The sequence below is a fragment of the Arthrobacter psychrochitiniphilus genome (genome assembly GCF_003185915.1).
Lineage (GTDB): Bacteria > Actinomycetota > Actinomycetes > Actinomycetales > Micrococcaceae > Specibacter > Specibacter psychrochitiniphilus.
Map to the genome: position 1 here is coordinate 141330 of NZ_QHLZ01000006.1, position 16554 is coordinate 157883.

The window sequence follows — 16554 nt, forward strand, 5'->3', positions numbered from 1 at the left end:
CCGTCGTGCCTTTGGCTTAAGATTGATTTGGCTCATGGAGCCACCAGAATTTAGTGAAGAGGAAAAGCTATGACACCGGAGAAGCTGAAGTTGGCGAGCCACGTAACGGCCATCAACTGGAACCGCATCGAGGACGATAAGGACGTGGAAGTCTGGAACCGCCTGTGCAACAACTTCTGGCTGCCGGAGAAGGTGCCGCTGTCCAATGACATTCAGTCGTGGGCAACACTGACCCCGGAAGAGCAGTTGCTGACCATGCGCGTCTTCACCGGTTTGACCTTGCTGGACACCCTGCAGGGCACTGTGGGCGCCGTGTCATTGATCCCGGATGCCATCACCCCGCACGAGGAAGCCGTCTACACGAACATTGCGTTCATGGAATCGGTCCATGCCAAGAGCTACTCCTCGATTTTCTCCACCCTGTGCTCCACGAAGGAGATTGACGAGGCGTTCCGCTGGTCGGTGGAGAATGTGAACCTGCAGAAGAAGGCTCAAATCATTGAGTCTTACTACTACGGCGACGATCCTCTCAAGCGCAAGATTGCCTCCACCTTGCTTGAGTCCTTCCTGTTTTACTCGGGCTTCTACCTGCCCATGTACTGGTCCTCACGGGCCAAGCTGACAAATACGGCAGACATGATCCGCCTGATCATTCGTGATGAGGCCGTGCATGGCTACTACATCGGCTACAAGTACCAGAAGGGCTTGGAAGGGGTTCCCGAGGAGCGCAAGGAAGAGTTGAAGGCCTGGACCTTTGAGCTTCTCTTTGAGCTGTACGAGAATGAGGTCCAGTACACGCATGACCTTTACGATTCCGTTGGCCTGGCCGAGGACGTCAAGAAGTTCCTTCATTACAACGCCAACAAGGCGCTGATGAACCTAGGTTACGAGGCCATGTTCCCGGCCGCGGTCACTGACGTGAACCCGGCCATCCTCTCGGCGCTCTCGCCCAACGCGGATGAGAACCATGACTTCTTCTCCGGTTCCGGTTCCTCCTACGTCATCGGCAAGGCTGTCAACACCGAAGACGACGACTGGGACTTCTAGTACCCTTCTAAAATCACTGCGCGCAAGCGGGCCCCTCCTGGGGCCCGCTTGCGCGCATTCTTTTTATCCACTCAATAGCGTAATATTCTTCGGGCTCGTTTATGCTGGTGATTCACTGATAGGCCAATGCTGGAACGTATAAGGGAAAAAGACGCTATGAGCCAGGTAAATCAGCTGGGCAAACCAACTGGAGCTTTCATTGGGGCGTCCTGGATCGCTTTGGGGCTGGGCATGGCCGTGTACTTTATTGGCCTTTGGAACGCCAAGATGGAGCTTAACGAGAAGGGTTTCTACTTGACGGTGTTCTTGTTTGGGCTCTTCGCTGCCGTCTCGCTCCAAAAAGCTGTGCGGGACAAGGCCGAGGAAATCCCCGTCACCTCCATCTATTTGGGCATCGCCTGGTTTGCGTTGCTGGCCTCGTTGCTCTTGTTGGCGATTGGCTTGTGGAACGCTGAGCTGCTGCTCTCGGAGAAGGGCTTCTACGGCATTGGCTTCGCCATGAGTTTGTTCGCTGTGGTGGCAGTGCAGAAGAACATCAGAGATCTTGCTGCGCACAAGGCTGTCTACCCCGATCAGCACCAAGCGGCCAAGCCCGGGTATCTTGGCGGCCCAGAGCTGTAGAAAAGCCCCAAGGCCACGCTCCGGGCGCTTTGCCTGCGCACTTGATGGCCCGCACACTTGATACCGTGGAAGTCATGGATGATCAAAAGGCCAACGGCCTCCAGAACACCGCGGCGGCCCGATTCATCCGGGAGGCCGCGGCAGTTGCTCCTCCGGGTCACCTGGGGCGCAACCGTGACCCCGGCGATGCTTGGGTTGAAGGAGAAGCTGGCAAATTCTGGGGCCGCTTCGGTTCTGCCGGTCTTTTGGTGTTCGACGCCGGACGTGGAGTCCTGCTCCAACACCGGGCCCTCTGGTCTCACCATGGCGGCACGTGGGGGCTTCCCGGAGGAGCTCTCCATCAGGGTGAAGCTGCCGCGGATGGTGCCCTACGTGAGGCGTGGGAAGAAGCAGGCGTCCCCTCATCCAAGGTGGAGTTGATATTCACCTCGGTCTACGACGTTGGGTACTGGAGTTACACCACCGTTGCGGTCAACGCCGTGGAACCTTTCGAAGCCGTCATTAGTGACCCCGAAAGCCTGGCCCTGGAATGGGTGCCGCTCCATGAGGTCGCAGCCCGCCAGCTGCACCCGGGGTTCGGGGCGGCGTGGCCGGCGCTGCGGCGTCGTCTAGAGAATTGAGACCGATCAAGAATCGCCCCGACCCAAGCGAGGCGTGAACTGTGTTAAGTCCAGAGCACGGTGGCTGGTAAGCGGAGCACTGACGGGGCGTCTTGGCTGCCAGCTATCCGGCGTTCAAGCAGCCCGAAGGCTGTTTCTCCGATGAGAAGGCCGTCAACCTGAACCATGGGCTGGGTGGGGTAGCCGACGACCTCGAGTTCATCGCCAGAGGTGCAGGAGTCCTTCCCCGCGCGCTGTTCCGAATCTCGAAGCTTAATGTGCATGCCGAGGGCCAGATCCCGAGCATAGGGAATCACGACGCTGACGCCCGTCTCGCGCACCGACTCAGCAATGGCGAAGCCGTCCTCCAGTGACGGGGGATAGGGGCCCAGTATCTCAAGCTTTGCCGCGCAACTGGCTGCGGTTGCGGACATTTTCGCGATCCGCTGGGCGTTTTGCCAAGAATTCTCGGGGCCACCAACATAGGCAATATGTTGATGCCCGTTCTCTACCAGGCCCACCATAAGCTCAGCGAACGCGCTGGCCGAATCAACACTGACGGATTCGAACCCGGCCAATTCACGGTCAATCATTACCATGGGGACTCGGCTGTTGAGGGACGCCAGAACCTCATCGGCGGTATGCGGGGCAACGAGCAGGATCCCGTCAACCTCTTGTGAGAGACGTTGGTAACGGGCGATGTCCTCGGGGTTGGTGAGGGGATTGATGTTGATGGTGACTTGAAGCCCGGCCGTTTGTGCCGCTTCCTGGGCGCCGGCAACAATGGGCACGAAGAACACGTTGGAGATGGTTGGCAGCACGAGTGCAATGATTCCGGTACGGCCACGGGCTAGGCCCTGGGCCGCACGGTTGGGTACAAAGCCCAGTTGCTGTGCCGCTGCCACAACCCGTTGAAGGGTTGCTGGGGCCACGAGCTCGGGACGTGCCAGGGCGCGGGAAGCGGTTGATTTAGAGACGCCGGCCAGCACAGCAACGTCGTTGAGCGTTTTCATAGCAGGACCCTCGTGGCAGGACTTTCATAATGTGGCATCCCCCTGACAGTAGTCGAAGAAAATGATTTGCTTCAATTTGTAATGAAACCGGTTGTGGGACCGGTTGCGGGTACTATGTCCTGAGGTGCTTTTACAGAACCACCGCTTCCAACCTTCCCCTGAGACAAGGACTCCCATGCGCGGAAACAGGATTGTGTTCCTGATCGTGCCCGGACTGATTGTGCTTCTTGGCGGTTTCCTCATACCTGCCGTGGTGATGCTTGTTTCACCGCCACGGACGGAATTCGGCGACATCCTGGCACGTCTGGGCACCATGCTTACCAACAGCTATGACCTGGCGATCATTGGACGTACCGTTGTCCTGGGTCTGATTGTCATGATCATTTCCGTTGTGATTGGATTTCCGATTGCCTACATGCTGGCGCGCTCCACATCGCGCTGGGTCGGCATGCTGCTGGCGTTGGCCATCTTCCCGCTCCTGCTTTCGAACGTTGTTCGTACCTTTGGCTGGCTTGTGGTGCTGGGCAAGGAAGGCGCCATCGGTCAGCTACTGACCTCCTTGCACATTGTGGATGAGGCGCCGCAGTTGCTCTACACACCTCTTGCCATAGTTTTGGGTCTGCTCCAGCTCTTCCTGCCGTTGGCCATCATTTCCTGCTACTCAGCTGTGGCCCAGGTGAACCCCGCCCTGGATGAAGCTGCCCGTGGTCTTGGCGCCAACCGGACCCAAACATTCTGGACAGTAGTAGTGCCACTGTCCTGGCCCGGCATTGTTGTAGCCTGCACCTTGGTCTTCGCCGGGTCCGTCACCGCCTACACCACCCCCTATTTGCTGGGTGGATCACGGCAGCGGATGCTCTCAACCCAGCTCTACAACTATGCGAACGGAACCATTGATTGGGCGGCCGCCAGCGCCACCGCCATCATCATGACAGTGCTGGTTTTCGGTGTTTCGGCCATCTCCACCCTCATGGGACGGAAGGCACGGACCTCATGAACAATCGTCACCCCATAGCCGCGTCACTGGCCGTCCTTGGCTACATCGTCATGATCGTGCCGTTGTTCTTCGTTGTTATCACGGCATTCACCGACGGCTCTACGCTGAAGTTCCCACCTAGCGGATTCTCTTTGCGCTGGTTCGAAGCAGCGTTCAAGTACCAGCCATTCATGACATCGCTGGTATCCAGCCTTGAATTGGCGGTCCTTGCGGCGCTCTTCTCGCTTCTGCTGGGTGTGCCCGTTGCCTTGGCCATCAGCCGTGGAAAGATTCCCGGAAAAGGATTGCTGGAGGGATTGTTCCTCTCGCCGCTGATTGTGCCCGAGTTGGTGGTTGGTCTTGCCCTCTACCAGCAGTTGATGATTGGCCTTGGCCTGAACAACTTCACCACTTTGCTGATTGGTCACACCGTTTTGCTCTTCCCTTATGCGGTTCGAGTCACTGGCGCGTCGCTGGCACTCATGGACCCGCATATTGAAGAAGCCGCACGTGGCCTGGGAGCCTCACCCCTGCGCACATTCTTCACCGTGACATTTCCGCTCCTGCGTCCCGGGCTGTTTTCCGCGGGGCTGCTGAGTTTTGTCACCTCATTCAACAATGTTCCGCTCTCACTGCTTTTGCAGAATCGTGACTTCCGTACCCTGCCTGTGACGATGCTGGACTACGTCCAGCAAAACTATGACCCGATCGTGGCCGCAATGAGCGTGCTGATACTACTTGGAACCATCTTGATTGCCGTAGTGGCTGAGCGAACCGTTGGATTCGCCAAGATTTTTGGAGGCATCAACTAATGAGTAATGCAGCAGAATTTCAAAACGTCCGGGTCAGCTTCGACGACTTCGTGGCCGTGGACGGCATTGACCTGAGTATTCCAGCGGGTAAGTTCACCACACTTCTAGGCCCCAGTGGTTGCGGAAAGACCACGTCCTTGCGGATGCTGGCCGGCTACCAGCGCCTGGACAGCGGAAAGATCCTGATCGACGGCGAAGACAGCACAAACACGCCGCCGGAAAAGCGCAATCTTGGCATGGTGTTCCAGTCCTATGCGCTGTTCCCGCACATGAGTATTTCCGAGAATGTTGAGTACGGCCTGAAGCTGCGCCGCGTGGAGAAATCCGAGCGCCGCCGTCGTGCTGCTGAGGCTTTGGAGATGGTGGGACTGGCGTCTCAGGCCGCCAAGCGTCCCAAGCAGCTCTCAGGAGGTCAGCAGCAGCGGGTGGCGATTGCCCGTGCTGTGGCTATCCGGCCCAAGCTCCTGCTTCTGGATGAACCTCTGTCCAACCTTGATGCCCGGCTGCGTATTCAGATGCGCAGCGAACTGCGCAGAATCCAGCGCGAAACCGGTCTCAGTGTTGTTCTGGTGACACATGATCAGGATGAAGCACTGGAAATGAGCGACCAGATGGTTGTCATGAGCCAGGGCAGGGTCCAGCAACAAGGCGCCCCAACGGAAGTTTTCCCGCGTCCGGCGAACCGATTCGTCGCCGAATTCATGGGCTATGAAAACTTCATCAGCACTTCCGAAGGCAAGCAGCTGACGATCCGCCCCGAACATCTGGCGTTGGTGGAGGAGGCCGGGGCGGCAGGCGAGGGCATGCTGCTGGATGCCTCACTGACCGGCATTGCCTACCGCGGCGTGGACTGCCTGCTCACGGTGCAGACTTCATCGCTCTCCGGAGAGCCCACCACCCTGATTGCCAACGTGCGCGCCGAGCAAGCCTCAGGCCTGAGCGCCGGAGATCAGATTAAATTCTTTGCCCCGTCACACAACTTGGTAACGCTCGCCAACTAGGCGCTGCGTTTGCTACTTCATCCCTCTGAAAGGAAACTTCATGACCATCACGTTCACCAGGCGCGCACTGGCTGTCGGCAGTGTGCTCGCAGCCACGGCGCTTGCCGTCTCAGCCTGCAGTTCCACTGAAACGCCCCAGAATTCCAGCGACACAATAGTTGTCAGCACCTTCCCCTTCGGCGTCGATCAGATGACCGAGGCAATCTTCGATCCATTTACCAAGGCCACCGGCATCAAGGTCAAGGTTGATACGGGCTCGAATGCGGACCGCCTGTCCCGCTTGCAGCTCGAGGGTGACAAGTCCGGAATCGACGTCATGATGATCTCCGATACTTTCGCTGCCTTGGGAGACAAGGACGGCCTCTTCCAGAAGGTTGATGCGGCCAAGATTCCAGAATTGGCCAACATTGCAGAGTTTGCCAAGGATGATTCCTACACCGGGCCGGCATACTCTTACCAGCTCAACGGGGTGCTTTTCAACAAAGACAAGGTTTCTGCCAAGGAAGCTGCCTCGTGGGATCTTTTCAGCGACGCCTCCTTGAAGGGACGCCTTGCGCTTCCCAACTATGCCGTCACCTCCGGTCCGCTGACAGTTGCCGGTGTTGCGCAGACCTTCGGCAAGGGTGCCACAGACGTTGATACGGCGTTCACGAAGATGCATGCATGGTCACCGAACATCCTGCAGTTCTACAGCTCCACCACTGAATTTACGAACCTGCTCACGCAGGGTGAAATTTATGCCGGTGTGGCGTTGAACGGATTTGCCACTCCGCTGGTCAAGAGCGATGACCAGTTCGCCTGGACCGCACCGGAGAAGGGCCGCTACATGGCGACCAACCGTGCCATGATTCCCACAGGCGCCACAAACGTTGATGGCGCCAACAAGTTCATCAACTTCCTGCTCTCACAGGCAACGCAGCAATCAAGCGCCGAAATTGTGGGCGATCTGCCGGTGAACTTGAGCGCCAAACTGCCCCAGGACTTGAGCGCCGTTGTTGGGGATATTGCCAAAGACCCCAGTGCCCACGGGTACAAGACCATCAGCCCGGCTGACTTCCTGCCCAATCGCAACGAATGGACAGAGCGCTTCAACCGCGAGGTTATTGGCCAGTGAGCCGGGGCGAAGCTGCCGTAACGGCAACCACACTAGATCTGGATAGTTACCTATTGCAGTTGCCCAAGGTGGATCTTCACTGTCACCTCTTGGGCACCGTGCAAGCTAAAACCTTTGGTGAGCTGGCGCGCCGCGCCGGCCTAGAACTTCCTGAGTCACCCGAGACCATCTTTGCATCAATCAATTCTTTTCCTCCGGACCCGGAGCTTTATCGCAACACTCGTATCCCGATGCCTACCGGTTTGAGCGATATCGAGCCGGAAAACTCATACTCCTTGTTCAAGGTTTCCGAATGGGTTCGTGAAGTGGTGCGCACCGAAGAAGACCTCACACGTATTACGTATGAGGCATTCGAGGAAGCCCACAAATACGGGACCTGGCACCTGGAAATGTCCTTTGATGAACTCCCGGAACACTTTGTTGAAATTGGCTACGACCGCTACGTCGACGCCATGGCGCAGGGAATCCGCAAGGCCGAGAAGGACTTCGGAATGACGGGCTGCTTACTGGCCGCGATCGACCGCAGCCGCTCGGGCGAGGAAGCCTTGGCGTGGGTTCAGACCGTAACCGGGTATCCGCATGAGTACGTGGCGGGCATTGGCCTGGATAACTTGGAAAACTCCGGCGCACCCGAGAAGTTCGTGGCTGCTTATGCCTTGGCGGGACAATTTGGGTTGAAGAAGACTGCTCACACATCAGAGCATGTACCTTCAGCCCAGAACGCCATCACGTGCATCGAGGATCTGCAGTGCGATCGACTGGATCACGGCTACTTCATCCTAGAAGATGACGATGTCATTGCCCAGGTAAAGGAATCCGGGATCGCGTTGTCCTGTGCCTCCACTACGAGCCGCCGTTCATGGCGTCCCTGGCGAACAGATTCCATCCTTGCCATGCTCGACGCCGGACTGAACGTGCTGGTGGCCTCCGACGATCCGGGCATGTTCCCCACAACGTTGGTCAACGAGTACAGGATTCTTGCCGAGCGCGGAGTGAGCAAGCAAAAGCTCACCGAGATGGCCCGGGCAGGTTTCGAAGCCAGCTGGCTCAGCGAGCCCGAAAAGGCTGCTGTGCTTGTCCGTTTTGACGAGCACGTTGCCGGTCTCAACGCCTAAAGGAAAATCTGGAAGGGCCGCCGCTGGTTTAACGACTGGTGGCGGTCCTTTTCTTTAACGTGCCGGAGCCGCTGCGGGCTTGAACTCTAGGGGTGCTCCAGCAGTGCCACGAGAAAGTCCGCGTCCGGTGTCAAGGTGTGCAGTTGCCAGGTGGCGAAACGGCCCGCCACAGACAGCCCCGAATCCTGCACATCGAGGAAGAAATTATCAAAGTCATAGCCCCGTCCCGCCCCGAAGCCCACCAAGGCGCGGCCACCCGGCGCCAGGTGTTCGCGGAAACGGGTGAGTACGGATCGGGCAGTGCCGGGGGCCAGGAACGGCATGACATTGCCGGCGCATACGATCACATCGAATTTTTCCCCGGGCACGGAGAGGGCGGCGAGATCGCCCAGCCTCCAATCAACGTCAGGGTAGTCAGTGCGTGCGGCCTCGATGAGTTCACCGTCAATATCCACGCCGATCACCTGGTGCCCGAGCCGGGCTAGCTCCCCACCCACGCGGCCCGTGCCGCATCCTGCATCCAGGATCCGGGCTGAGCGGCCCGCAAGTGCGTCAACCAGTCTGCTCTCGCCATCCAGGTCAACCCCGTCTGCGCGCATTCCCGCGAAACGGGCAATAAACCAGGCCGAATGGCCGGGATTTTCCCGCTTCTTTGCTTCCCATAAATTCTCGCTGTCCATGAACCAAGGCTACAACCGTCTAGGCCATGCCTCTGCCTATGCCTCTGCGTCTCTACGTTGGCTCGTTGAGGCGGCCGGGCGGCTCCCGCCAGCCTGCCTACTCCAGCCCCAGGATCGCCACGGTCCGCTCGCGCATGTCCATCTTGCGCACCTTTCCGGTGACCGTCATGGGGAACTCATCCACCACCAGCACATAGCGGGGCACCTTGTGCCGGGACAGATTCCCCTTGCAGTAGGCGGCCACGGCGGCCGCATCCAAGGGCACAGTACCGGGCTTCATGAGCAGCCACGCGCACAGTTCCTCGCCGTACTCCGGATCCGGCACCCCAATGACCTGCACGTCGGCAATGTCCGGGTGGTGGTACAGGAACTCCTCAATCTCGCGCGGGTAGAGGTTTTCGCCGCCGCGGATCACCATATCCTTGATGCGGCCCACTATGTTGACGTAGCCGTCGGGGTACATCACGGCAAGGTCCCCGGTGTGCATCCACTGCTCGGCGTCAACGGCGGACGCAGTCTTCTCCGAATCGTTCCAGTAGCCGAGCATGACCGAATAGCCGCGGGTGCAGAACTCACCTGGCGTTCCGCGCGGGACGCTCTCCCCGGTGGCGGGGTCCACGATCTTGACCTCAAGGTGAGGGTGCACCCGGCCCACTGTCTCGGTTCGGTGGGCCACGTCGTCGTCCATGAGGGTCTGCATGGATACGGGGGAGGTCTCCGTCATGCCGTACGCAATGGAGACTGCTGACATGTTCATCTGCGTCATGGCGGACTTCATGACCTCCACGGGGCAGGGCGAGCCGGCCATGATCCCGGTGCGCAGTGAGGAAAGGTCGTAACTGGCAAAGTTGGGTAGGTTCAGTTCGGCGATGAACATGGTGGGCACCCCGTAGAGTGCGGTGCAGCGCTCCTGCTGCACTGCGGCCAAGGTTGCTGCGGCGTCAAAGGCCGGGGCCGGAATGACGATCGCGGCCCCGTGCGTGGTGGAGCCCAGATTACCCATGACCATGCCGAAGCAGTGGTAGAAGGGCACAGGCACACACAATCTATCCGCCTCCGTGAAGCCGATGGTCTCCGTCACGAAATAGCCGTTGTTGAGGATATTACGGTGGCTGAGCGTGGCGCCCTTAGGGTAGCCGGTGGTGCCGGAGGTGTACTGGATGTTGATGGGGTCGGTGGGCTCAAGTTCAGCCATGGCACGTTCGACAGCGTTACTTGGCTGGGATTGACCGCCCGCCACCAGCGTGTTCCAGGACGGCGTGCCAATGTAGACAGCGGCCTTCAAACCGGGACACTCCGGGGTGATCTGCTCGATCATGGCCTGATATTCAGAACCCTTGAAGTGTGGCAGGGCAACAATCATGGACATGCCGGACTGCAAGATGGCATACCGCAGCTCGTGGACCCGGTAGGACGGGTTGACGTTAACTAAGATGGCGCCGATCTTCGCCGTGGCATATTGCAAGATCACCCATTCGGGGACGTTGGGGGCCCAGATACCCACCCTGTGGCCCTTGGCTACTCCTGCGGTGAGCAATCCGCGGGCCAGGGCATCGACGTCGTCGTTCAGCTGCCCATAAGTCCACCGCCGCCCCGAGGGTTTATCGATCAAGGCATCGCGCTGAGCGAAGCGTGCGGCCGTAGCCTGGAAGTTAGCGCCGATGGTGCCTTCCAGAAGCGGAATGTTGGTGCTGCCGGTGGTGTGCGAGAGCTGAACATCGTAGGTCATGTGATGATGCTAATACTCCACCGGGTTAATGTGCACTAACTCACACTTTATGATGTGTGGCGTTTCATGCCCTCGTGAGCCGTGTTTGAGCGGGCAGATCCCTGCTTGAGCGGACTTAGCGAAGCGCTTGGCTATGAGATAAGCTAGGGGTAATAGCGCAGGATTCTGTAGCTATATTATTAGCACTTAGAGGGGTAGCCCACGCTCATGATGGACAGCATCATTTCACTTCCGTTCGTCTGGGCTTTCCTGATTCTCTTTTGCATCGTTATGTTGCGTTCCAACGCCACCTACTGGGCTGGCCGGGGTCTTGCCGCCGGGGGCCGCAAGACGAAAATGCAAAAATACATGGATTCTTCGGCCGTACTGCGGGCAGAGAAACTTATTGCCCGCTGGGGTGCACCTGCTGTGAGTGTCAGCTTCTTGACCATCGGTGTTCAAACCGCTGTGAACATGTCTGCTGGATTGGGCCGGATGCCCCTGCGCCGCTACATTCCAGCCACAATAGTGGGGTCCATTGCCTGGGCATGTATTTACGCCACTATTGGCATCGCAGCCTTCGAGGCAGCTTTGGCAGCGGCCGCCGGTTCGCCCTGGGCACTGGTTTTGCTGGTCCTCACCGTGGGTGTCCTGATTCTGGGAGTGCACCTGTTCCGGGTTTCACGGAACCGCAAACTGGATCAGAGCGCCCTGGATGACTGTCCCGTCATGGGTGCGGAAATTTCCGGCACAGCCGGCGCTCAAGCCTAATCATCGTGATGCTCTCACCGCGTCCGTGACGCGCTTGATGCCCGCCGTCATTTTCTGAAGCTACCCGCCCGAACGGTAGAATCGTTGCCATGGTGGACCTCATAACACTCACAGCGCTCGAAGCTAGCTCGTACTACAACCATCTCGGTGGGGACCGTTACGAGTCCACGGTTCACGCGCAAGGCGCTTGGAACCCTCACGAGCAGCACATGGCTCCGGTTGCTGGCCTCATGGTTCAGGCACTCGAACAGTTTCAGCACCGAGATGACATGCGCTTGGCGCGGATTAACTTTGACATCCTCGGGTTGATTCCTGCTGGCGAATTTAGCCTCAAAACCACCTTGCTGCGTCCGGGAAAGACCATTGAACTTCTCCAGACGGAGTTGTTGGCCCAAGGCCGGCCAGCTGTACGCGCAACAGCGTGGCGGCTGCAAAAAAATGACACCACCGCTATTGAATTTTATGAGGATGAACCGTTGGGCAGCCTCGAGGACTCCGTGCCCTGGGACGGCATGGGCCGCTGGCCGGGCGGTTTCATTCAGACCCTTGAGGGCAGGTCCTTGCCGGAGCACCGCGCCGGTCATGGACGGGCGTGGCTGCACAGCCCCTACACCATGCTCGACGGCGGAGAGCACGCCTCCGCGCTGGTGCGTCTTATAGGTTTGGTTGACAGTGCCAACGGTGTGGCAGCACGCATGGAGCCGGAACCCGGCGGTTGGATGTACCCCAACGTTGACCTTTCCATCCACCTGTACCGGGATCCGGTGGGCGAATGGTTGGGTCTGGCCACCCACGTCACCATTGGATCTGACGGTATTGGTCTAACCTCCTCGGTGCTCCATGATGTCAACGGACCTTTTGGGCGCTCCGAACAAATCTTGACCGTGCGACCCATCCCGCACGCGCAGTGAGTGATCTCCTAGCACCAGCACTGGAAATCCACCGGCAGTTGACCAGCGGTGGCGCCGAAGCCGACCTCAACCGTGCCTTGGATCTGCTGGGGGAGGTTAAACGTGGGAGTAGGGAAGCAATGGTGCGCTTCTACCGTCCCGAACCCACAGTGGCTTTTGGGCAGCGTGACACCAAACTGCCAGGATTTCTCGCCGCCGAAGAAGCATCCCGCGTTAACGGCTTTGTGCCTGCCGTACGCCGTGCAGGAGGCAGAGCCGCCGCCTATCACCAAGGAACATTGATTGTTGATCATATCCAGCGCGAGAAAGACTCCATTGCCGGTGCCAAAGGCCGGTTTGCTTTCTTTGGCGAACTCTTCACCGAGGCATTGCGGGCATTAGGTGTGGACGCGGCTGTTGGTGAGATTCCCGGAGAATACTGCCCCGGGGAGTTCAGCGTTTACGGCCGTGGGGCCCAGCACAACATCAAGCTGGTGGGTACGGCGCAACGCGTTGTCGCAGGAGCCTGGTTATTCAGCTCCGTCATTGTGGTGGAAAACTCCCCACCCATCCGTGCAGTGCTAACAGACACCTATGCGGCTTTGGAGCTCGATTGGGAGCCAGCCACGGCCGGCGCCGCCGAAGATCTGATCCCCACAATCACTGTTGAGGACGTAGAAGCGTCCGTGCTGGCCGCCTACGCTCAGCACACGGAGCTCATTCAGGCCTGAATCGCTCGGTGCTGAGCCCAGACGCACATCGATCCGTGAGATATGGTCGCTATGAATGACTCATAGGGACCATATCTCACGGATCGATGATTTGGTGCTCTGTTCTACTCCTTGATGGCCAGAATTCCCGGCGCCTCGGCAGCAACAGTGGTGGAGTCGCCGTGTCCGGTGTTGACCACAGTCTCGCCCGGCAGGGTCATGAGACGTTCAGTAATTGATTTCACTATTGTGGGGAAATCGCTGTACGAGCGTCCTGTTGCCCCAGGGCCGCCATTGAACAAGGTATCGCCGGAGAACACTGTGCCTAGTTCCGCGGCGTAAAAGCAGGTGGAGCCGGGGGAGTGGCCGGGTGTGTGAATCGCCGTCAGCGCAGTGCCTGCAATCTCAAAGCCGTCGCCATCAGCGATGGTTCCGTCCGGCGTCGTCCCTGGATAAATGTCTTCCCACAGCATTTGGTCTGCGGGGTTCATGAGCACCGGTGCCGCCACCAAAGTGGCGAACTCGCGAGCGTGGCGGATGTGATCATCGTGGCCGTGCGTGAGCAGCACGGCCTTGACGGCTCTGCCCCCCACCGCGGTGGCAATGGCGGCGGCGTTGTGGGCTGGATCGATCACATAAACCTCTGCGTCATCACCCACTATCCACACGTTGTTATCAACATCCCAGGTGCCGCCGTCGAGTGAAAAAGTTCCCGAGGTTACCAAGTGTTCGATCCGTGCACTCATCAGAATTCCACCACAGAGCGCAGCACTGAGCCTTCGCCCATCTTGGCAAACGCTGCCTCGATGTCCGCAATGCCAATGCGTTCGGTAACAAAGGCATCCAGATCCAGCTTGCCCTGCTTGTACAGATCAACGAGCATGGGGAAATCACGCGAGGGCAGGCAATCCCCGTACCAAGAGGACTTCAGAGATCCGCCACGACCAAACACGTCCAGCAGGGGCAGTTCCACGGTCATCTCGGGAGTGGGTACACCCACCAGCACCACGGTTCCAGCCAAATCGCGGGCGTAGAAAGCTTGCTTGTAGGTCTCAGGACGCCCCACGGCGTCAATGACCACATCTGCCCCGAACCCACCGGTGTGATTCTGGATAGCGGTGACGGCGTCTTCCACCGAGGAGTCCACCGTATGAGTGGCGCCGAAGGCCAAGGCGGCCGCCAACTTCTTAGGATCGCGGTCCACAGCGATCACGGTGGTAGCACCTGCCAGAGCTGCTCCTGCAATCGCGGCGGAACCAACCCCGCCACAACCAATTACGGCCACGGTGTCGCCACGCTTGACGCCACCGGTGTTAATGGCTGCGCCAATACCTGCCATGACGCCGCAGCCCAGCAAGCCCACGGCGGCGGGATCCACATCGGGATCTACCTTGGTGCACTGGCCCGCTGCCACGAGAGTCTTTTCAATGAACGCACCAATACCCAGAGCGGGGGAGAGCTCAGTGCCATCCTCGAGCGTCATTTTCTGGGTGGCATTGGCCGTGTTGAAGCAGTATTGGGCTTGGCCCTTGGCGCAGGCGCGGCAGTTCCCGCACACAGCACGCCAGTTCAGGATCACCCTGTCACCCGGAACAACATTAGTGACACCTTCACCCACGGCACTGACAACGCCGGTTGCTTCATGGCCCAGCAAGAACGGGAAATCGTCGCTGATGCCGCCCTGTTTGTAGTGCAGATCCGTGTGGCAGACACCGCTTGTCAAGATGTCAACGAGAGCCTCTCCCGGGCCGGGATCCGGTACCAGAATGGTTTCCAAGGTGACGGGGGCGTCCTTGTGAAGGACCACTGCGCCCTTGACTTTGTGAACGGTTTTGTTAATCAAAAGAACTCCTTAAATAGCCGTGTCCCTGCCGGGAACACCCAATGGGGTTCCTGACAGGCTACACGCTTTGATACTCCGGAAGAGGCTGGGGAGGGCTGTGCCCCAGCCGCCAGGTCTTAGACGCCCAATTTTTCCTTGACATCCTTGAGGGAGGGGTTGGTGGCAGCTGTGCCATCGGGGTACAAAACCGTAGGGACGGTCTGGTTTCCACCGTTGAGGCTCTCCACCAGTTCGGCAGTGCCGGGAACATCTTCAATGTTGATTTCCGTGTAACCGATCCCTGAAGCGTCCAGCATCTTCTTCAGGCGTTTGCAGTATCCGCACCAGGTGGTGGAAAACATGGTGATAGTGCCAGCGTCGGGGGTGAAGTCCACGGTGGGTGCTCCTTGGTGGTTGGGAGAAAGCATGCGGTTGCTACTGGTGATAACGCTACCGGGCATGGGAGATATTCCACGATTGATGTGCCACCATGGATGACATGTGTGGACGTTATGTCATGGCCAGGGCCGTCGGTGATCTGGTGGCAGAGTTGGAAGCAGAAGCTGAGGCGTCGCTGGAAGTGCGAGCCTCGTGGAATGTTGCCCCCACCACCGATGTGCCGATCGTATTGGAACGGCTCATAGACGGCACGCTTCACCGGCAGGTGCACATAGCGAAGTGGGGGCTGGTGCCGGGGTGGGCCAAAGATCCCAGCGTCGGGGTGCGAGCCTTCAACGCCCGCAGTGAAACTGTTTTGGACAAGCCCACCTTCCGGACAGCCATGAAGTCAAAGCGGTGCGGTGTCCCCGTGCAGGGCTATTTCGAATGGAAAAAGTCCCCGGATGGGAAAACCAAGCAGCCCTATTTTGTGCACACCCCCGACGGCGCGCTCATCACCTTTGCCGGGCTGTATGAGTGGTGGAAGGATCCGGACAAGGAAAATGGTGCGCCAGATCAGTGGCTGCTCTCTTGCACCATCTTGACCATGGCATCCCCTCCCAGCGGCGAATTGGCCACCTTACATGACCGTCTCCCCGTCCCGTTGGGGCGCGAAGCCCTGGCCGAATGGCTGGACCCGGAAAGCCCTGCGGTGGCTCCGCTGCTGGAAAGTGCCCTTGCACAAGCGTGGGAGCTGGCCGGAACGTGGGTGCTTGATCCGGTCAGTGCCGCCGTGGGCAATGTGCGCAACAACGGACCTGAACTGATTGCACCCATCACGGCCTAACCTCACATCCCGCCCACTGCCCGTTACGCCATTGCCCCCGGCCCCTTACTTCACGCAGGGAATGGTGCCGCCCTGCAGCGCGCCCGTCCAATCGGAGTAAGTGGCGGTAGTGTTGGCTGCAGCTTTTGCGGCTGCTGCCTTGTCCGCAGCGGAGGTCCCGGAGGTGGCAGCTGCTTTGGGAGCCGGTGCCAGCAGTTCCTTCACCGTGGTCTGGACCTGGCCAACGTTGACAGTATTAATGGATTCCCCGTTAGGTGCAGTGCCAAAGCCCGTGATGGGTAGCGTGGTGAAGGAGATATGACCCGCCGTGATGGCAGTGGCCTGCTGTGCCAGTTCAATGAGGTTCAGGCCCTTGTCCACCACGATGTTGGTGCTGACGGCCGTCAGCACTGCCTCCATTTTTCCGATGTTGGTGAAGGTACCGGCCTGCTTGAGCTGGTGGATCACCGA

The 16554-nt window shown here is 58.9% G+C and carries 19 protein-coding genes; 12 read left to right on the forward strand and 7 right to left on the reverse strand.

What is annotated here, in order from left to right; translation table 11 throughout:
* The first annotated feature begins 69 nt into the window (after nt 1-69).
* From nrdF to CVS29_RS10985, 3 genes are all read left to right on the forward strand, one after another.
* The gene (nrdF, locus tag CVS29_RS10975; protein ID WP_110106364.1) at nt 70-1047 is read left to right on the forward strand and encodes a class 1b ribonucleoside-diphosphate reductase subunit beta; all 978 of its coding nucleotides are present in this window, start codon (nt 70-72) and stop codon (nt 1045-1047) included.
* Between the two features lie 156 nt (nt 1048-1203).
* The gene (gene yiaA / locus CVS29_RS10980) at nt 1204-1668 is read left to right on the forward strand and encodes an inner membrane protein YiaA (RefSeq protein ID WP_110106365.1); all 465 of its coding nucleotides are present in this window, start codon (nt 1204-1206) and stop codon (nt 1666-1668) included.
* Between the two features lie 74 nt (nt 1669-1742).
* Complete coding sequence (locus CVS29_RS10985) at nt 1743-2288, forward strand: NUDIX domain-containing protein (protein ID WP_110106506.1); 546 nt, start codon at nt 1743-1745, stop codon at nt 2286-2288.
* Between the two features lie 44 nt (nt 2289-2332).
* Here CVS29_RS10985 and CVS29_RS10990 read toward each other — a convergent pair whose 3' ends face one another.
* A complete protein-coding gene (locus CVS29_RS10990; protein WP_110106366.1) occupies nt 2333-3280 on the reverse strand; it encodes a LacI family DNA-binding transcriptional regulator in 948 nt (315 codons plus the stop codon).
* 175 nt (nt 3281-3455) lie between these two features.
* Between CVS29_RS10990 and CVS29_RS10995 the strand changes: the two genes are divergently transcribed.
* From CVS29_RS10995 to CVS29_RS11015, 5 genes are read left to right on the forward strand one after another with little or no spacing between them, the layout of a single operon-like run.
* Nucleotides 3456-4277 carry an ABC transporter permease gene (locus CVS29_RS10995; protein ID WP_110106367.1) on the forward strand — a complete coding sequence of 274 codons (822 nt, stop codon included), beginning with the start codon at nt 3456-3458 and terminating at the stop codon, nt 4275-4277.
* Complete coding sequence (locus tag CVS29_RS11000; RefSeq protein ID WP_110106368.1) at nt 4274-5068, forward strand: ABC transporter permease; 795 nt, start codon at nt 4274-4276, stop codon at nt 5066-5068. The genes CVS29_RS10995 and CVS29_RS11000 overlap by 4 nt, the downstream gene beginning before the upstream one ends.
* Nucleotides 5068-6069: an ABC transporter ATP-binding protein gene (locus CVS29_RS11005; protein WP_110106369.1), complete on the forward strand. Its 1002-nt coding sequence runs from the start codon at nt 5068-5070 to the stop codon at nt 6067-6069. Before CVS29_RS11000 ends, CVS29_RS11005 begins: the two co-directional genes overlap by 1 nt.
* 40 nt (nt 6070-6109) lie before the next feature.
* Nucleotides 6110-7183, forward strand: a complete 1074-nt coding sequence (locus tag CVS29_RS11010; protein WP_110106370.1) for an ABC transporter substrate-binding protein — start codon at nt 6110-6112, stop codon at nt 7181-7183.
* On the forward strand, nt 7180-8298 hold the full coding sequence (locus tag CVS29_RS11015; RefSeq protein WP_245932189.1) for an adenosine deaminase family protein: 1119 nt from the start codon (nt 7180-7182) through the stop codon (nt 8296-8298). Before CVS29_RS11010 ends, CVS29_RS11015 begins: the two co-directional genes overlap by 4 nt.
* 86 nt (nt 8299-8384) lie before the next feature.
* Here CVS29_RS11015 and CVS29_RS11020 read toward each other — a convergent pair whose 3' ends face one another.
* Together CVS29_RS11020 and CVS29_RS11025 are read right to left on the reverse strand one after the other, a co-directional pair.
* Nucleotides 8385-8978 (reverse strand): class I SAM-dependent methyltransferase, encoded by a 594-nt coding sequence (locus CVS29_RS11020; protein WP_110106371.1) that lies wholly within the window; start codon nt 8976-8978, stop codon nt 8385-8387.
* Nucleotides 8979-9075: 97 nt separating this feature from the next.
* Nucleotides 9076-10707, reverse strand: a complete 1632-nt coding sequence (locus CVS29_RS11025) for an AMP-binding protein (RefSeq protein WP_110106372.1) — start codon at nt 10705-10707, stop codon at nt 9076-9078.
* 207 nt (nt 10708-10914) lie between these two features.
* Here CVS29_RS11025 and CVS29_RS11030 point away from each other — a divergent pair, with 207 nt between their 5' ends.
* The 3 genes from CVS29_RS11030 to CVS29_RS11040 all read left to right on the forward strand — a co-directional run bounded on the left by CVS29_RS11030 (nt 10915) and on the right by CVS29_RS11040 (nt 13078).
* Nucleotides 10915-11457: a DedA family protein gene (locus CVS29_RS11030; protein WP_245932190.1), complete on the forward strand. Its 543-nt coding sequence runs from the start codon at nt 10915-10917 to the stop codon at nt 11455-11457.
* Between the two features lie 89 nt (nt 11458-11546).
* Nucleotides 11547-12368, forward strand: a complete 822-nt coding sequence (locus tag CVS29_RS11035) for a thioesterase family protein (RefSeq protein ID WP_110106373.1) — start codon at nt 11547-11549, stop codon at nt 12366-12368.
* On the forward strand, nt 12365-13078 hold the full coding sequence (locus CVS29_RS11040) for a lipoate--protein ligase family protein (protein ID WP_110106374.1): 714 nt from the start codon (nt 12365-12367) through the stop codon (nt 13076-13078). The genes CVS29_RS11035 and CVS29_RS11040 overlap by 4 nt, the downstream gene beginning before the upstream one ends.
* A 104-nt stretch (nt 13079-13182) precedes the next feature.
* Here CVS29_RS11040 and CVS29_RS11045 read toward each other — a convergent pair whose 3' ends face one another.
* The 3 genes from CVS29_RS11045 to CVS29_RS11055 all read right to left on the reverse strand — a co-directional run bounded on the left by CVS29_RS11045 (nt 13183) and on the right by CVS29_RS11055 (nt 15274).
* Nucleotides 13183-13803, reverse strand: a complete 621-nt coding sequence (locus CVS29_RS11045; RefSeq protein ID WP_110106375.1) for an MBL fold metallo-hydrolase — start codon at nt 13801-13803, stop codon at nt 13183-13185.
* Nucleotides 13803-14900: an S-(hydroxymethyl)mycothiol dehydrogenase gene (locus CVS29_RS11050; RefSeq protein WP_218868018.1), complete on the reverse strand. Its 1098-nt coding sequence runs from the start codon at nt 14898-14900 to the stop codon at nt 13803-13805. The genes CVS29_RS11045 and CVS29_RS11050 overlap by 1 nt, the downstream gene beginning before the upstream one ends.
* A gap of 116 nt (nt 14901-15016) precedes the next feature.
* Complete coding sequence (locus CVS29_RS11055; protein ID WP_110106510.1) at nt 15017-15274, reverse strand: mycoredoxin; 258 nt, start codon at nt 15272-15274, stop codon at nt 15017-15019.
* 104 nt (nt 15275-15378) lie between these two features.
* Between CVS29_RS11055 and CVS29_RS11060 the strand changes: the two genes are divergently transcribed.
* Entirely contained in the window at nt 15379-16104 is a 726-nt protein-coding gene (locus CVS29_RS11060) for an SOS response-associated peptidase (RefSeq protein ID WP_110106511.1), read from the forward strand.
* A 45-nt stretch (nt 16105-16149) separates the two neighbouring features.
* On the opposite strand, the gene CVS29_RS11065 is transcribed toward CVS29_RS11060, so the two are convergent.
* A complete protein-coding gene (locus tag CVS29_RS11065; protein ID WP_110106376.1) occupies nt 16150-16551 on the reverse strand; it encodes an LCP family protein in 402 nt (133 codons plus the stop codon).
* Nucleotides 16552-16554 lie beyond the last annotated feature (3 nt).

Excerpts from the sequence above, each read along its gene's own strand:
- CVS29_RS11025 (WP_110106372.1), bottom strand. The coding sequence starts at position 10,707 with ATGACCTACGATGTTCAGCTCTCGCACACCACCGGCAGCACCAACATT.
- CVS29_RS10995 (WP_110106367.1), top strand. The coding sequence starts at position 3,456 with ATGCGCGGAAACAGGATTGTGTTCCTGATCGTGCCCGGACTGATTGTG.
- CVS29_RS11060 (WP_110106511.1), top strand. The coding sequence starts at position 15,379 with ATGTGTGGACGTTATGTCATGGCCAGGGCCGTCGGTGATCTGGTGGCA.
- CVS29_RS11030 (WP_245932190.1), top strand. The coding sequence starts at position 10,915 with ATGATGGACAGCATCATTTCACTTCCGTTCGTCTGGGCTTTCCTGATT.
- nrdF (WP_110106364.1), top strand. The coding sequence starts at position 70 with ATGACACCGGAGAAGCTGAAGTTGGCGAGCCACGTAACGGCCATCAAC.
- CVS29_RS11000 (WP_110106368.1), top strand. The coding sequence starts at position 4,274 with ATGAACAATCGTCACCCCATAGCCGCGTCACTGGCCGTCCTTGGCTAC.
- CVS29_RS11020 (WP_110106371.1), bottom strand. The coding sequence starts at position 8,978 with ATGGACAGCGAGAATTTATGGGAAGCAAAGAAGCGGGAAAATCCCGGC.
- CVS29_RS11045 (WP_110106375.1), bottom strand. The coding sequence starts at position 13,803 with ATGAGTGCACGGATCGAACACTTGGTAACCTCGGGAACTTTTTCACTC.
- yiaA (WP_110106365.1), top strand. The coding sequence starts at position 1,204 with ATGAGCCAGGTAAATCAGCTGGGCAAACCAACTGGAGCTTTCATTGGG.
- CVS29_RS11010 (WP_110106370.1), top strand. The coding sequence starts at position 6,110 with ATGACCATCACGTTCACCAGGCGCGCACTGGCTGTCGGCAGTGTGCTC.
- CVS29_RS11005 (WP_110106369.1), top strand. The coding sequence starts at position 5,068 with ATGAGTAATGCAGCAGAATTTCAAAACGTCCGGGTCAGCTTCGACGAC.
- CVS29_RS11035 (WP_110106373.1), top strand. The coding sequence starts at position 11,547 with ATGGTGGACCTCATAACACTCACAGCGCTCGAAGCTAGCTCGTACTAC.
- CVS29_RS10985 (WP_110106506.1), top strand. The coding sequence starts at position 1,743 with ATGGATGATCAAAAGGCCAACGGCCTCCAGAACACCGCGGCGGCCCGA.
- CVS29_RS10990 (WP_110106366.1), bottom strand. The coding sequence starts at position 3,280 with ATGAAAACGCTCAACGACGTTGCTGTGCTGGCCGGCGTCTCTAAATCA.